This window comes from Neobacillus mesonae (assembly GCF_023715155.1).
Classification (GTDB): Bacteria; Bacillota; Bacilli; order Bacillales; family Cytobacillaceae; genus Neobacillus; species Neobacillus mesonae_A.
On the sequence record NZ_JAMBNQ010000018.1, the window covers coordinates 19800 to 36379 of the forward strand.

The following is a 16580-nucleotide window of genomic DNA, read 5'->3' on the forward strand; positions in this document are numbered from 1 at the left end:
AATAAAACGGAAGGGCCTCAGTCAGCCCTGGCAAGCAAATGTTCTGACCTGAAAGTTCGGTTTTTAACACTGAGTTATTTAACCTTGAGCTGTTAAAGCAGTCTCCTTTCTATGATACTCATGGGAGCAACGAAAACTGGCTAGGTCTGAAACTAAGCCAAACTTATAAATTTTCATTAAAAAAGAAGCAGGGTATGCAGCCCTGCTTCAAAGTTTAGGGAGAGAATTCACTAAGTTAATGTGTAACGGTTTTTTCCTGATCTTTTTTGAAAAATGCTTTTACATATGGTACTGCAAATCGGTCAAGTCCGAAATAATAAGCACCTGTGCCTGCGAATAATAAAATCATGGCAATTGTATAAAGAATTGGGTTAGTGCTGGTTGTACCTGCTAACATAAAGTTTAAGTTCATAAATGCACCGGCGACTAATGCTGGAATGGTTGCTAAACCAACGATTAATCCAATACCGACTAAAAGTTCACCCCAAGGAATTAGTACGTTAAAAATTTGAACGTTAGGAAGGGCAAATTGTTGTAAGAAATCAGCATACCATGCCTGCACTGCAGGGTGTTCACCAGCTGCATTAGCAAGTGCTCCTTTTAGAAAGCCGCCGGCATCGAAACCGCCTGTTAATTTTTCAATACCAGCTGTAACCCATTGAACACCTAAATAAATGCGTAAAACTGTCCAAACAACTGCTGCGATAGGGGTTTTGTACCATCTCATCACAATCATCTCCAAATGATTCATATTTTTTTGATAAGATTCATCAGCTAGCTGTTTCTGTTAGAGAAGTTTGTGAATTATTTCACCATCTTCTCTACACTCTTAATATACTCCCCTGCATATCAAATAACAACGGCTTTCACAGTTTCTTCACAAATAATTATTAGATAATTGAATAAAGTGTGAACTATCATATCAGCTATTTTTTGTGGATTATGTGGATATTGTTAGTAAGACCATAGAAGTCTGATCACACCGCGGATTACCTTCATATTTAGATGTTCATAACCATTTGTGGATAAGTGACAAAATAACTGTGGATACTGTGCATAAGTATGAAAAACGCCCGATAATATAAGACTTTAGATGTGGATAATATTTTGGATAAAGTAAAAAGCATCCGAACATGTGGATGCTTTTTACTTCGAGACCCGTTTTTGTTTGTTTTTCTACCTTTTAGTTTCTTGAACATTTCATAAGGATAAGCTCGGGGAATTTCTTTTGATTACTGTTCTCATGAACTCTTTATGAGGAAAAGTCCGCGGGATTTCTTCTGTTTACTGTTCCCATGAATGCCCTATGAGGACAAGTCCGATGGTTTTCCACCGCTTCTTGTTCTCATGAACGTGCCCTATAGGAACAAGTTCAAGTTTCATTTTAGTTCACATAAATAAAATGATTCCACTTTATAAAACAGTTACTATTGCTTTTTCGTTATTTAAAACGGTTAAATCTACTTTACCCAGAATTGAAAAATAACAAACAGTCGGATGTTGGGAGGCAAACTGTAACATATCCTCCTTGGCTGACTCGACCAAATAGATTCCTTTTGAGACTTCATCGATCATTTTAATTGCTGGAATGGTTACTTCTCCATCAAGTTCTTGAACCAGCCAAAGCTCCTTTTGTTCCTTTTTATCCGATTCAATACAAGCCGAAGAATGATTAGCTCTACGTCTGCCTGCCTTCCCTTGGCAAACATAAACTAAATCCTCAATCATAGCAGAGGCAGTTGGAAACATCCCTGCTCCCGGGCCTTGCAGCGTAATCCGTCCGACAATATCCGAATGGACATTAACCGCATTTTCAACGCCTTCCACATGATAGAATGGATTCTCACTGTCCACTAAAACGGGTTTTACTGAGGCATTCACCTGATCACCATCGCGGCTGATGCTTGCAACATGCTTAAATCTTAATCCTATTTTTTCGGCTGCCTCCATTAATTCACGCGTGATTGAAGTAATTCCCTGACGCTCGACTGCCTCCCAGTTTGGTTCTTCCCCAAAGGCAATTCTGCTAAGAATCATGGCCTTATAAAAAGCATCAAAGCCTTCCACATCATTTGTCGGATCTGCTTCTGCATATCCTTTTTCCTGTGCCTTATGCAGACTTTCAGCAAAAGACTGATTCTTTTCCCTCATTTCAGAAAGAATAAAGTTTGAAGTCCCATTTAAAATCCCTTGGATTTGGGATACACGGTTGATTTTTAAAAGCTGTCTTAGTGTTTGGATAACTGGAATTCCTCCGGCAACTGTTGCCTCATAGCCAACCGAAACATTCTTTGCACGTGCCAGATCAAGCAATTCTTTTCCATGATAGGCAAACATTTCTTTATTGGCTGTTATAATATGGCAGCCTCTGGTAACTGCTTCTTTCAAATAAATGAATGGAGCTTCCTTGCCGGTGATTGCTTCTATTACAACATCAAGCTGCGGCAGCTTAAGAATTTCTTCAAAATCTGATGTCAGGAGAATGTTGTCATGAATGCCTCTTTCCTTCTGCTTGTTTTTAATAAGGATCGCAGCTACTTCAACCTTTTTTCCAAGAACTGCGATAAATTCTTCAGCATGGGATTGTATCGTTCGATAAACCCCTTCTCCAACTGTTCCGAAACCTAAAATGGCAACTTTAATGACAGACATTCTACATCGACCCTTTCATCAAAATAAAAACCTCTTCCATAAGAAGAGGCCGCAAATTCCTCCCCTTATCTTTCAGATCTAAAAAGATCTGCAGGAATTAGCACCTTTTCAAGGATTACCTTGAAGGTTGCCGGGCTTCACAGGGCCTAGTCCCTCCGCCGCTCTCGATAAGAGTTATATAATAAACTTTATTAATTTTCCAATAATTACACTAAATATTAGCCGAATATACTTGTATTGTCAATAGTTTCTTGAATAAAAGCCGTAATAATTTAATGACCTCTTTTTCTGTATTCTTTCAATCGTTTTAAGCGGCTCTTGAGGCTTATTTGGTAAAACTGCATAATAGAGGTTAGTAAAATATTTAACCAGAGATGACGACAGCTATAGCAGCTCCTTATCCGAAGGTAAACATAAGTCAAAGCAGTTTAAAAATACATTTCTCACCTAAAAAAAGCCCGCAATTCGCGGGCATTACTCAAAATTATTGCTGCAGTTTTTCCTCCGCCAATTTAATCTGCTGCTTCACCTGCTCTGGTGCAGTTCCGCCGAAGCTTGAACGAACTGCGACAACATGTTCAGGAGCCAGCACCTCATAAATATCGTTTTCAAATAATTCGCTGAAACTTTTATATTCTTCCATACTTAAATCAAGCAAATATTTGTTGGACTGGATGGAATAAAGAACAATTTTTCCAATTACCTCATGAGCTTCACGGAAAGGCAGTCCTTTTGTTACAAGATAATCAGCAATATCGGTTGCATTTGAAAAGTCATTGTTGATTGCTTTACGCATAACCTCTTTTTTAACGGTCATTGTTTCAATCATTGGTGCTAATAACTTGAGTGAACCTTCAAGTGTTTCCACCGTATCAAACATACCTTCTTTGTCTTCCTGCAGGTCTTTATTGTAAGCAAGCGGCAGACCTTTTAATACAGTTAAAAGACCGATTAGGTTGCCATACGTACGGCCGGTTTTTCCGCGAAGAAGCTCTGGAACATCTGGGTTTTTCTTTTGCGGCATGATGCTTGAGCCTGTGCAAAAAGAATCGTCCAGTTCAATAAATTGGAACTCCTGGCTTGACCAAAGGACCATTTCTTCTGACAAACGCGAAATATGTGTCATGATGATTGAACCAATTGAGAGAAACTCAAGGATAAAGTCACGGTCACTGACCGCATCCATACTGTTTGGATAGATGGTTTCAAATCCTAAATTTTGCGCAACTGTTTCCCTCTTTATTGGGAAGGTTGTCCCAGCTAATGCGCCAGAACCTAGCGGAAGCCAGTTGATTCGTTTTAGGGAATCCAACAATCTTTCTTTGTCACGTTCGAACATCCAGAAATAGGCCATTAAATGATGGGCAAAAGAAACAGGCTGTGCCCGCTGCAAGTGGGTATATCCTGGAATCAGTGTTTCAATATTCTCTTTTGCTTGTTTGATGATGGATGCTTGAACATCTTCAACTAATTTAATTAATTCCGTTGTTTTCGTCCGTAAATATAGATGCATATCAGTTGCAACCTGGTCGTTCCGGCTTCGGCCTGTATGTAATTTACCGCCGACTGGCCCGATTTCTTCCAGCAGGAGTTTTTCAATATTCATATGAATGTCTTCATCTTCTACTAAAAATTCAACCTCATTACGAGCCACTTTTTCCTTAATTTTAAGCAGACCCTGTTTGATTGTTTGAGCATCTTCTTTTGGAATAATACCGCATTCGCCAAGCATTTGAACATGTGCTAAGCTTCCGGCGATATCTTCTTTCGCTAGTTTTTGGTCAAACGAAATCGATGCAGTAAATTCTTCAACAAGTTTATTCGTTTCTTTCGTAAAACGTCCGCCCCATAGCTTTGACATTGCTGCTCCCCCTAAATTATGTGAAATTCCTTAACATATTGGTGTTTTTTGAAATGTATCTGCGCGTTTGGATAATTTATCTGCGAATAGACCTGATATATCTGCAACTTGAAAGAATTTATCTGCGAGTTGAAAATATATCTGCCATTTTAAGCAATATATCTGCAGCCTTTCAAGATTTATCTGCCATTTCTCCAAATATATCTGCAGTTTTTCAAAATCCCGTTTAAGTAGATTGCCCCCGAATGAACTCCGGGGGCATCCCTAATTATTTAGTGACTACTTCTTTTTTTTTGTTTACTTCTGAATAAACTTTTGTTGGCAGACCCCAAAGTTTAATGAAACCAACTGCTGCATTATGATCGAAGGCATCGCCTTTTGTATAAGTAGCAAGCTCTTCGTTGTAAAGGCTGTGAACAGATTTACGTCCGACAACTGTATGACTGCCTTTGAAAAGTTTCACACGAATGGTGCCCGAAACTACTTTTTGTGTTTCATCAACAAATGCATCAAGTGCTGCTTTTAATGGTGAATACCAAAGTCCTTCGTAGACGATTTTGGCCATTTGCTGATCAACTTGTGTTTTGAATTGAGTTACTTCACGTGGTAATGTTAAGAACTCTAATTCTTTATGAGCATTGATTAAAATTAAGGCAGCTGGGTTTTCATAGACTTCACGGGATTTAATCCCTACTAATCTATTTTCGATGTGGTCGATACGGCCGACTCCATGTTTACCGCCTAATAGATTTAATGACTCAATTAATTGAACAAGCGGCATCTTTTCACCGTTAAGGGCAACTGGCACACCTTGTTCGAAGTCAATTTCAATATATTCTGCTTCGTCAGGAGTCATTTCGATTGGAGTGGTCCAATCATATGCTGCTTCTGGTGCTTCTGCCCACGGATTTTCAAGAACGCCTGCTTCACATGCACGTCCCCAGATGTTGGCATCAATAGAAAATGGATTATCTAAATTAATTGGAATCGGAATTCCATTTTTTTCTGCATAAGCAATTTCTTCGTCACGTGTCATGCCCCATTCACGAACAGGAGCAATTACTTTTAATTCTGGGTTTAACGCTTGGATTGAAACCTCAAAACGCACTTGGTCATTTCCTTTTCCAGTACAGCCGTGTGCTACTGCTACTGCACCTTCCTTTTCCGCTACATCAACGAGTAATTTTGAAATAAGCGGACGTGAAATAGCTGAAGATAGCGGATATTTTCCTTCATATAAACAATTAGCCTTTAAAGCTGGTAAAATATAATCTTTTGCCAGCATTTCTTTTGCATCCACGATATAAGCCTTAATTGCCCCAACATTTAATGCTTTTGTTTTAATGGCTTCAAGATCCTTGCCTTCACCAACATCCAATCCTAAAGCGATGACATCATAACCGTACTTTTCTTGAATCCATTTTACCGAAACCGATGTATCTAAACCGCCTGAATAGGCTAATACAATTTTCTCTTTTGCCATTTTTAAACGCTCCTTACTTTCTATCTTTGTATTAAAATTCATCTGATAGTATTATTATACATTATTTTTCAAAAAAAGAAAGACTATTTTGCAAGTAATAATTTTAAAATTGCTTTTTGAGCGTGCAGGCGGTTTTCTGCTTCATCAAATACAACGGAATGAGGACCATCAATCACCTCTGCTGTTACTTCTTCACCACGATGTGCCGGCAGACAATGTAAGAAGATATAGTCTTCTTTTGCATGTGCACAAAGTTCTTCATTTACCTGATACCCTGCAAAATCATTAAGACGCTTTGCCGATTCTTCTTCTTGTCCCATGCTGGTCCATACATCCGTTACGACTACATCAGCATCTTTGATTGCTTTCACAGAATCATTCGTGATCATGACTGAGGCACCTGTTTGTTTTCCAGCTTCAATTGCTCTTTCTGTAATTTTGCCGTTTGGTAAATATCCTGCAGGGCTGGCAATACTGATATCCATGCCTGCCTTGACAGCACCTTCCATTAATGAATGAGCCATATTATTATTTCCATCCCCGATATAGCACATTTTTAATCCAGCAAGCTTGCCTTTATGTTCAATAATGGTCAATAGATCGGCCATAACTTGTGTCGGATGCTGCAGGTCTGTCAGTCCATTTATTACTGGAACTGTTGCATGCTTTGCTAATTCTTCTACTGAATCATGGCTGAACGTACGAATCATAATTCCGTCCACATAACGGGAAAGTACCTTTGCTGTATCTGAAAGACTTTCTCCTCTTCCAATCTGGATATCTCTTGAACTTAGGAAAAGGGCATGACCGCCAAGCTGCAGCATGCCTACTTCAAACGAAACTCTGGTGCGGGTAGATGATTTTTCAAAAATCATCCCCAGCACCTTCCCGCTCAAATGGGGATGTGGAATCCCCTGTTTTTGCTGTGTTTTCATTTCCAGCGCAGTTTCAAGCATATATTTAATTTCTTCACTTGAAAAATCATCAAGCTGTAGAAAGTCCTTTTGTTTTAATTGTAATTTAGTAGCTTCAGACATGAAGTGCACCTCTTTCTTCTGTTTTGTAATATTCGCTTACTGTCCGAACATTTATATCTGGTAAAGAACCTTTTTTTGTTTCAATCATCGCTTGAACCGTATCAAAATGGGTAAATACCGGTACCTTATAGCGAATCGCCTGCTCACGGATATGGAATCCAAATTTTATTTTATTACGGCCTTGATTTGGTATATTAATTACTGCTTTTATAACTTGATTTCGGAACAGATCATTAACATCCTTTTCATTGCTTAAAACTTTTTTAACGTCAATCCCATTATTTTCAAAAAATGCAGCAGTTCCATCGGTTGCTGCAATCTTATAATCTTTCGCCAGCTCTTTGATAATTGGGAGACTATAGGTTTTTTCTCTGTCTGAAATCGAGCATAGCAGATAGTCTGCCTCAGGGCTTCCATCTAAACCAGGCATTGCTTTATCAAGTGCTTCAAGGAACGTTACTCCCATACCAAGGACCTCGCCGGTAGACTTCATTTCAGGGCCGAGAACATGGTCAACTCCTTTTAATTTACCAGAAGAGAACACTGGTGCTTTGACAGAATAATAAGCTGGTTCCGGCTGCAGTCCTGTTTTTTCACATAGATTAGTCAGTGATTCACCTAACTGCACAGCGATGGCCAATTCAATCATTGAGATTCCGGTTACTTTACTGATGATTGGCACAGTCCGGGAGGAACGCGGATTAACTTCTAAAACAAATACCTTATTTTCGTAAATAACAAATTGAATATTCATCATCCCGATTACCGGTGCTGCTTTGGCAATTCTGCCTGCATAATCTATTAATGTATCCTTGATTTCCTGAGACATTGTAATCGGAGGGAATACGGCAATACTATCGCCAGAGTGAACCCCGGCTTTTTCGATATGTTCGAAAATCCCCGGAACCACAATGCTTTCCCCATCACTGATCACATCAATCTCGGTTTCAAGTCCAGGTAAATACTTATCTACTAGTAACGGCCACATTTTTTCATTTGTATTTGTTTCAAGTTGTTTTATATAGTCTGCAAGTTCTGCTTCTGAAAAAATTGTAAACATTGCCTGGCCGCCGATTACATAGGATGGTCTCACAAGAACTGGATATCCCAGCTCAGTCGCTGCAGTAACTAATTCTTCCGCATGCCCCGCTGTCTTTCCTTTAATATGAGGAATTTCCAAGTCTTCAAGAAGCTGGTAAAATTCCTTCCGATCTTCAAGCCGGTCCACATTATCAACTGTTGTTCCTAATATCTTGACTCCCTCTTCCTCAAGATCACGTGCAAGATTGATAGCAGTTTGGCCGCCAAACTGAATCAGAACACCTTCAACCTGCTCTTTTTCGATTACATGAAGGACATCTTCAGCAGCCAGCGGTTCAAAGTACAAGCGGTCTGCTACAGAATAATCGGTACTTACCGTCTCAGGGTTGTTATTAATCACTACAGCCTGATACCCTTTTTTCTTAATCGCTTTAGCTGCATGAACAGAACAGTAATCGAATTCAATGCCTTGGCCGATTCGGATCGGGCCTGAACCAATAACCAGAATCTTTTTCGTATCGGTTGTTTCTGCTTCATCAAATCCGTGATAGGTAGAATAGTAATATGGTGTTACAGCATCGAACTCTGCAGAGCAAGTATCAACCATTTTATAACCTGGTTTTATGTTAAGTTCTTTCCACTTATTTCTGATCACTTTTTCAGGAACAGCAAACATTTGGGATAACAATTTATCAGCAATATTTGTCTTTTTTGCCTGAACCAATAAGTTGTTAGGAACATTGCCCCACTCATAAGAAGCCAATTCCGTTTCCAATGAAACAATAGAGTTGATTTTGTGTAAAAACCAGAAATCAATCTCGGTTAACTGATGCACTTTTTCAAGTGAGATTCCTCTTCTAAAAGCTTCCGCAATGACAAAAAGCCTTTGATCATTCGCTTTTTCAAGCAATTCAAAAAGGGCATCTTCTGTTAATGCTTGGTTGGCTGTGCGGCAAAGGCCGTAAACATTCATTTCCATTGAACGGATGGCCTTATTCAGGGCACCTTCAAATGTCCTGTCAATCGCCATGACCTCACCGGTTGCTTTCATCTGCGTTCCAAGCGTTCTGTCTGCTTCAGGGAACTTGTCAAATGGAAAGCGAGGAAGTTTTACGACAATATAGTCAATCGCAGGTTCAAACGATGCAAAAGTATTGCCTGTAATCGGGTTCACAATTTCGTCTAAATGGTAACCAACAGCACATTTAGCAGCCATCCTGGCAATCGGATAACCGGTTGCTTTCGAAGCAAGTGCTGATGAACGGCTGACCCTTGGATTTACCTCGATAATGTAATATTCATTTGATTCAGGATGCAAAGCAAACTGGATGTTACAGCCGCCAATAATTTTAAGTTCTTTAATAACTTTTATAGAAACGTCACGGAGCATTTGATACTGCACATCTGTTAATGTTTGCGATGGAGCTGTGACGATGGAGTCTCCTGTATGGACACCGACTGGATCCATGTTTTCCATATTGCAAACAATGATGCATGTATCATTTGCATCCCTCATGACCTCATATTCGATTTCCTTCCAGCCTTTGATGCTTTTCTCCACCAGTACCTGATGGATTGGGCTGGCCGCGAGTCCCTTTTTCAAAACCATTTCCAGTTCTTCATCATTATAAGCAAAGCCGCCTCCCTCTCCGCCAAGCGTAAATGCTGGGCGAATAATGACTGGGAAGCCTATTTCTTTTACAAATTGAACGCCTTCCTCATAGCTTTGAATGATTGATGATTCCGGAATCGGCTCACCGATTGTGAGCATTAAATTACGGAATCGTTCACGGTCTTCTCCGTTCTTAATCGACTCTACTGAAGTTCCTAGAAGTTCGACATTATATTTTTCCAGAATCTTTTTTTCAAAAAGTTCAACTGTTAAATTCAAACCTGTCTGTCCGCCGAGCGTTCCAATTACACCATCCGGCTTTTCTTTTTGAATAATTTTTTCAATGGTTTTCACATTTAGCGGTTCAATATAAACCTTATCGGCAACAGCTTCATCTGTCATGATGGTTGCCGGATTATTATTCACAAGAACAACTTCAAGACCTTCTTCTTTCAGTGCGATACATGCCTGTGTGCCGGCATAGTCAAATTCTGCTGCCTGCCCGATTACAATCGGCCCTGATCCAATCACTAGTACTTTTTTTAAGCTTTTATTTAACGGCATATTGTGTCTCTCCCAAAGAAGCAATCTGGTTAACGAATCCTTTTAAAATATATTCTGTATCACTTGGTCCTGGATGTGCTTCCGGATGGAACTGCACGGTTTGAACAGGATAATGTTTATGTTTTAAGCCCTCAATGGAGCGGTCATTTACATTTCGGTAGGTTACATCAAATACTTTGTTATCAATGCTTTCGTCCTTAACCACATAACTGTGATTTTGGGCGGTAATTTTCACCTTGCCTGTCATTAATTCTTTCACTGGATGATTTCCGCCGCGGTGCCCGTATGCCAGTTTTTCTGTTTCTGCACCATAGGCCAGGGCAATTAACTGATGTCCCAGGCAAATTCCCAATGTCGGGAAGTATTGGCTGATTTTCTTAATCTCCGGGAACCATTGTTTAAGTGCCTTTGGATCGCCAGGACCATTGCTGAATAGAACGCCATCAGGATTTAAGGCTTTCACTTCTTCAAATGTAGTATGGTAAGGAACAACTGTTACCGCACAATTTTCAGCGAGCAATGCGGTAAGAATCGATTTTTTACATCCGAAATCCACTAAAACTACGTGCGGGCCGCTGTTTGGATAATATTTCGGCTCCTTCGTCGATACTTTTTCAATCCAAAAGGTTTCAGTTTGTTTTGTAAAATCAGTCCCTTTTTGTTTGCCTAAGAAGCCTTTAACTGTCCCGCGGGCACGAATGGTTTTAACCAGTAATCGGGTATCAACACCAGCAATCCCAGGTACTCCTGCAGCTTTAAGCTTTTCGGAAAATTTTTGAATGGACTGAAAATGACTTGGTGTTTCACATAGGTCACTTATGATTACCCCTGAAAGGGCAGGTGTAATGCTTTCATCATCTAAAGCATTCACACCATAATTCCCGATAATCGGATAACAAAATGTAATAATTTGCCCGGCATAAGAAGGGTCCGTGATGATTTCCTGGTATCCCGTCATACTTGTATTGAATACTACTTCTCCGAGAGAATCCTTTTCGGCTCCTATTAAAACACCTTCAAAAACTTCTCCCGTTTCCAAAGTAAGATATCCCTTTTCCATTCATCCTCACGCCCCTTTCTCTATACCTTGTAATGCTTTTTCCAGCTTGATTACAAATTCATCAATTTCATCCTTCGTAACAGTTAACGGAGGTAAAATACGAACCACATTTGGACCGGCCGTTAAAATAAGCAGGTTATGGGCAATCGCCTTTTGGACAATGTCTGAGGCGTTTGTTTCAACAACCAACCCTTTTAAAAGTCCTTTACCGCGGTATTCTTTGATTACTGTAAATTTATCTTTCAAGCTTTCGAACTGTTCATCTAAATAAACTGCCATTTCGTTTGCATTTTTTAAAACATCGCTCTCAACTAAATGTGTTACCGTTGCCATGCCGGCTGCCGTTGCTAATGGATTTCCGCCAAACGTGCTGCCATGGCTTCCTGGTTCAAAGCCTTTAGCTGCTTCTTCTTTCGCAATGATAGCGCCGATAGGGAAACCTGAGCCAAGTCCTTTTGCAAGACTGATGACATCTGGTTCAATTCCGAATTGCTGATAAGCAAATAGTGTTCCTGTTCTGCCCATTCCCGTTTGAATTTCATCGACCATTAACAGGATCCCGTTCTCTTTACAAACTTGAGCAAGCTTTCCTGCCCATTCTTTGTCAGCAGGAATGACCCCGCCTTCACCTTGAACAAGTTCCAATAAAACTGCTGCCGGATTTTTGGTTTTTAAGACTTCCAAAGCCTCAAAATCATTGTATGGCAGATAACTAAACCCTGGCATTAATGGAGCAAACCCTTTTTGAATCTTTTCCTGGGCAGTTGCTGTCAAAGTGGCTAATGTTCTTCCATGAAATGATTGTGAAAAGGTTACGACTTCTGAAGATTCGCTTCCCTTCACTTTATTTGCATATCTTCTTGCCAATTTAATCGCTGCTTCGTTCGCCTCTGCACCTGAGTTACAAAAGAAGACTTTATCGCCGCAGCTGTTGGCTGCCAAAAGGCCTGCCAATTTTTCTTGGTTTGGTATATGATAAAGGTTTGTGCAGTGCCAAAGATTCTCGAGCTGCTCTGCCAATTTTTCTTTTACAACGTCTGGCACATGACCAAGGTTGCAGGTTGCAATCCCTGAAGTAAAATCTAAAAATTGATTTCCTTGATCATCCCAAATATAGCTTCCTTTTCCCTTTACAGGCGTGACAGGAAATCTGCTGTACGTAGCCATTATTGAAGAAATTTGAGAAACTGTAGTATTATTCACCATCACGCAATCACCTCTTCTAAAACAATTTTCGTTCCAATTGTTTTTCCGTTTGTATAATCTAGCAGACTATTTTTTTCAAAGCCATTGATAATAGCCACTTCACTGATATTATGGACAAGTCCGTCAATCGCTGCCCTAACTTTTGGAATCATTCCGCCGTATATCGTGTGATTTTCAATCAACTTTTCAATCATTGCTTTTGAAGCTTTATCTATTGTTGTTTTTACTCCATCTTTTTCAACCAAAATTCCTGGTATATCACTAATGAAACAAAGATTTGCGCCCAGCGCCTTGGCTGTGGCCGAAGCGGCAATATCACCATTAATGTTGTACCGCTGTCCGCTTGCATCAATTCCAATCGGTGAAATAACCGGTATGTATCCCTGCTGTATGATTCCTTCAATTACCTTGACGTTAACCTCTACAACTTCTCCGACAAATCCAAGCTCTTTTGCATTTTTTGTAGGAATGGATTGCAGCAAGCCGCCATCAACACCACTAATTCCAACGGCATTTCCACCGGCTTCAATGATGTTTCTCACCACCTGCTTGTTCACCGTCCCGCTTAATACCATTTCGACGATATCCAATACCTCTTGATTCGTCACCCTTAAACCGTCCACAAAGGTTGTTTCCACATGTAAATTTTTTAATAATTGGTTGATTAATGGTCCTCCGCCATGGACAATAATCGGTGTCCATTCTCCTGTTTCATGAAGGGAAATGACATCTTCATAAAATGATCTTGGAAGGTTCTCCAATACGCTCCCGCCGCATTTAATGACTAGATATTTCATTGATGTGCCTCCCTCATGTGCGGTAGGATGCGTTTATTTTTACATAATCATAGGTTAAATCGCATCCCCAGGCAGTGGCACTAAATTCACCTTGATTTAAATCCACAAAAATTTGAACCGTATCTTGTTCCAGATATTTTTTTGCTTCATCCTCATTGAATGGGGCTGGCAATCCATTTTCAAATACCGGAATAGTGCCTAATGATACCTTTATCGCCATTGGTTCAATCGGTACGCCGCTGTAGCCGATGGCTGTTACAATTCGTCCCCAGTTGGCATCCGTTCCATAAATAGCCGTTTTCACTAGATTAGAGGAAATGATTGATTTTCCGATGGCTCTTGCTGCATTTTGACTGAAAGCACCATCTACTTTTACTTCTACTAATTTAGTTGCCCCTTCACCGTCTCGGGCAATCTTTTTCGCAAGAGATTCACATACAATCTTCAAACCTGCTTTAAAAACTTCCCAATCTGGATGATCTTTTGTTAACTGGTCATTACCGGCCATACCGTTTGCCATTACTACAACCATGTCATTCGTACTTGTATCACCATCCACTGTGATCATATTGAATGTTTGATTTGTAATTTCCTTCAGGGCATTTGATAGATCTTCGTGAGCGATATTTGCATCTGATGTAACAAATCCCAGCATTGTTGCCATATTTGGATGAATCATCCCAGAACCTTTAGATGCTCCTCCGATGCTGACGGTTTTCCCGTCAATCGTCATTTGAACTCCGATATGTTTCACCACTAAATCGGTTGTCAAGATTGCTTGAAGGAAGTTTTTCACATCTTCATGCTCTTTATTTAAAATTTGTTTGATTCCCGTTGTAATTTTTTCCATTGGCAGCACTTCGCCAATAACCCCGGTAGAGGTAACTGCGACCAAATGATTTTGAATGCCAAGTTCAGAAGCGAATTGACTTTGCATTTCATAGGCGTCCTTTATTCCCTGTTCACCTGTACAAGCATTGGCGTTTGCTGAATTCACAATCAGCGCCTGAATTTTATTTTCTTTTGCCATACTTTCTTGAGTGACTACAAGCGGTGCTGCTTGAAATGCGTTTGTTGTGTATACTCCCGCAGCAGCTGCTGGAACCTCAGAAACAATATAGCCCAGGTCAAGGCGTTTTCTTTTTAAACCGCAATGTAAGCCGCCTGCTTTAAATCCTTTCGGTAATGTGACGCTTTCTTCTTCTAAAATAACAATCTCTTTGCTTGTTGTTGCCTGTGCCAATGTTGGTTCCCCCTTTAATCTCCCTTTTTGTCCGTTCATTTTTAATTGTTTTATGGATAGATTGGTAATTGATTAAGACCGCTTTGTTCGTCCCAGCCAAACATTAAATTCGCATTTTGAATGGCCTGCCCGGCAGCACCTTTAACCAAATTGTCAATCACGGAAACTACCGTCAGCCGGTTTGTCCTCTCGTCCGCGTGAAGTCCGATATCACAATAATTGCTTCCCTGCACTTCTTTCGTTGAAGGAACAACTCCAACTGGTCTGATTCTGACAAATGGTTTATTTTTATAAAATTCGTTGTATAATTCTACAACTTCTTTTGTAGGTATTTTTTGGTTTAATTTTAGATACATCGTACACATAATCCCTCTGTTCATTGGTGCCAGATGGGTCATAAAGGTCACGGTGATTGGGCTGCCGCTTTCATCTGAAAGTACTTGCTCAATTTCCGGTATGTGCTGATGTGCACCTAGTTTATAAGCTTTTATGTTTTCATTGATTTCTGCATAGTGAGAGGTTAATGAAAGACCCCTTCCTGCTCCGGTAACACCTGACTTAGCATCTATAATGATAGATTCCTTATCTGCTAAGTTCGTTTTTAAGATAGGTAACAGCCCAAGGGTTGCGGCTGTTGGATAGCAGCCTGGATTGGATAGCAAGGATGCTGTTTTAACTTTTTCCGGGTAAATCTCACTTAATCCATAGACTGCTTGTTTTATATATTCATGGCTTGCCGGCCTTTTCTTATACCATGTTTCATATTGTTCTGCGGACCTTAACCGGAAATCCCCGGATAAGTCAATACATTTAATCCCCGTTTCCATTAATTGGGGAACCAGATTGCTGCTTACCCCCGATGGAGTTGCCAAGAATACAACTTCATTATTTTTTGCGATACTTTCCGCATCAAATTTTTCTAATGGCTGTTCTATGACTTCTGACAAATGAGGATAGCTGTCACTGAAATTGTTTCCCGCCTGTGAGTTGGATACAACCGTACCAACCTCTAAATATGGGTGCTGATGTATCAGTCTAATCAATTCGATTGACCCATATCCTGTTCCACCGATTATTGCAGCTCTCAATTTTTTCACTCCCAAACATTGCTTTAATAATGAATTATTATACAGTTAAATATATAATTATTCAATACAAAAAATATTAATTTTTCAGTATTCATCAATATTTATTCAATTTAAATTTGTAAGCGATTACATAATTTTGTTGTCCCTTATTCATGTTAAAAAATAAAAAGGAGCCAATCCAACAGCTGTTCCTACCAGTGTTAGATTGGCTCATTTGAATGATGATAATAAAAGATTTAATGTTCTTCTTAGTTCAGATACTGGGCGGGTCCTGGACAGATGCTGAAATGACTATCATGGCTGAACCAATGTACTGCCTGCTAACCGGGTACTCTCGCCGGTAACAACTTCCCTGACTTTAACTATTGGTTTCATGTATTCTATTCCAGCCTAAATAAAATTTCATTTACGATGTCTTCCGGATTCTTGTTATCTACTGAAATATTCAAATGATGATCCTTGTAAATTGCCTGCCGGTTATAAAACAGTTCTTCCATTTCTACTATTGTTTTTCCATGAAGAACCGGACGGTTGTCAATGATCAGGCTGATCCTGTCCTTCCAGTTTTCAAAAGAGATATTTAAATAAATGACCGTGCACGTGGATAAGCAAACTTTTTTAATATCTTCTTGAAGAAATGCCCCTCCACCGACCGATATGATTTTTTGCTTAGATTCAGCCAGGCTGATAATTAATTCTCTTTCCCTGTCTCTAAATATTTTTTCACCGAACTTTTGAAAAATCTCCGGTACCGGCATATTGAATTCTTTTTCGATTTCTTCATCTATATCAATGAACGGACGATTCAATTTTTGGGCGAGCAGCTTGGAGACTGTTGTCTTCCCGACTCCCATGAAGCCGATTAATATGATGCTTTTTTCATCTTTTGTCACTTACATTCCCTCCACAACCAAACGAACAATCTTGAGCCTATTA

At 39.8% G+C, this 16580-nt stretch carries 12 protein-coding genes and 1 riboswitch; all 12 genes read right to left on the bottom strand.

Going from position 1 to position 16580, the window contains the following annotated elements; translation table 11 throughout:
• Positions 1-235: 235 nt before the first annotated feature.
• Complete coding sequence (locus M3183_RS15230) at positions 236-727, bottom strand: DoxX family protein (protein ID WP_251470986.1); 492 nt, start codon at positions 725-727, stop codon at positions 236-238.
• Between the two features lie 686 nt (positions 728-1413).
• Entirely contained in the window at positions 1414-2652 is a 1239-nt protein-coding gene (locus M3183_RS15235) for a homoserine dehydrogenase (protein WP_251470988.1), read from the bottom strand.
• 62 nt (positions 2653-2714) lie between these two features.
• A riboswitch (SAM riboswitch) is annotated at positions 2715-2826 on the bottom strand.
• A 310-nt stretch (positions 2827-3136) separates the two neighbouring features.
• Positions 3137-4513 carry an argininosuccinate lyase gene (argH, locus tag M3183_RS15240; RefSeq protein ID WP_251470989.1) on the bottom strand — a complete coding sequence of 459 codons (1377 nt, stop codon included), beginning with the start codon at positions 4511-4513 and terminating at the stop codon, positions 3137-3139.
• 268 nt (positions 4514-4781) lie between these two features.
• A complete protein-coding gene (locus M3183_RS15245) occupies positions 4782-5996 on the bottom strand; it encodes an argininosuccinate synthase (RefSeq protein WP_251470990.1) in 1215 nt (404 codons plus the stop codon).
• Positions 5997-6079: 83 nt separating this feature from the next.
• Positions 6080-7033, bottom strand: a complete 954-nt coding sequence (gene argF / locus M3183_RS15250; protein ID WP_251470992.1) for an ornithine carbamoyltransferase — start codon at positions 7031-7033, stop codon at positions 6080-6082.
• Positions 7026-10250, bottom strand: coding sequence for a carbamoyl-phosphate synthase (glutamine-hydrolyzing) large subunit (gene carB, locus M3183_RS15255; protein WP_251470993.1), 3225 nt, complete (start codon positions 10248-10250; stop codon positions 7026-7028). The genes argF and carB overlap by 8 nt, the downstream gene beginning before the upstream one ends.
• The gene (locus M3183_RS15260; RefSeq protein ID WP_251470994.1) at positions 10237-11310 is read right to left on the bottom strand and encodes a carbamoyl phosphate synthase small subunit; all 1074 of its coding nucleotides are present in this window, start codon (positions 11308-11310) and stop codon (positions 10237-10239) included. The genes carB and M3183_RS15260 overlap by 14 nt, the downstream gene beginning before the upstream one ends.
• A 6-nt stretch (positions 11311-11316) precedes the next feature.
• The gene (locus M3183_RS15265) at positions 11317-12516 is read right to left on the bottom strand and encodes an aspartate aminotransferase family protein (protein WP_251470995.1); all 1200 of its coding nucleotides are present in this window, start codon (positions 12514-12516) and stop codon (positions 11317-11319) included.
• On the bottom strand, positions 12516-13313 hold the full coding sequence (argB, locus tag M3183_RS15270) for an acetylglutamate kinase (protein ID WP_251470996.1): 798 nt from the start codon (positions 13311-13313) through the stop codon (positions 12516-12518). Before argB ends, M3183_RS15265 begins: the two co-directional genes overlap by 1 nt.
• A 13-nt stretch (positions 13314-13326) precedes the next feature.
• Complete coding sequence (gene argJ, locus M3183_RS15275; protein WP_251470997.1) at positions 13327-14556, bottom strand: bifunctional ornithine acetyltransferase/N-acetylglutamate synthase; 1230 nt, start codon at positions 14554-14556, stop codon at positions 13327-13329.
• A gap of 50 nt (positions 14557-14606) precedes the next feature.
• Positions 14607-15644, bottom strand: a complete 1038-nt coding sequence (gene argC / locus M3183_RS15280) for an N-acetyl-gamma-glutamyl-phosphate reductase (RefSeq protein WP_251470998.1) — start codon at positions 15642-15644, stop codon at positions 14607-14609.
• Between the two features lie 380 nt (positions 15645-16024).
• Positions 16025-16498 carry a shikimate kinase gene (locus tag M3183_RS15285; protein ID WP_251471075.1) on the bottom strand — a complete coding sequence of 158 codons (474 nt, stop codon included), beginning with the start codon at positions 16496-16498 and terminating at the stop codon, positions 16025-16027.
• Between the last annotated feature and the right edge of the window lie 82 nt (positions 16499-16580).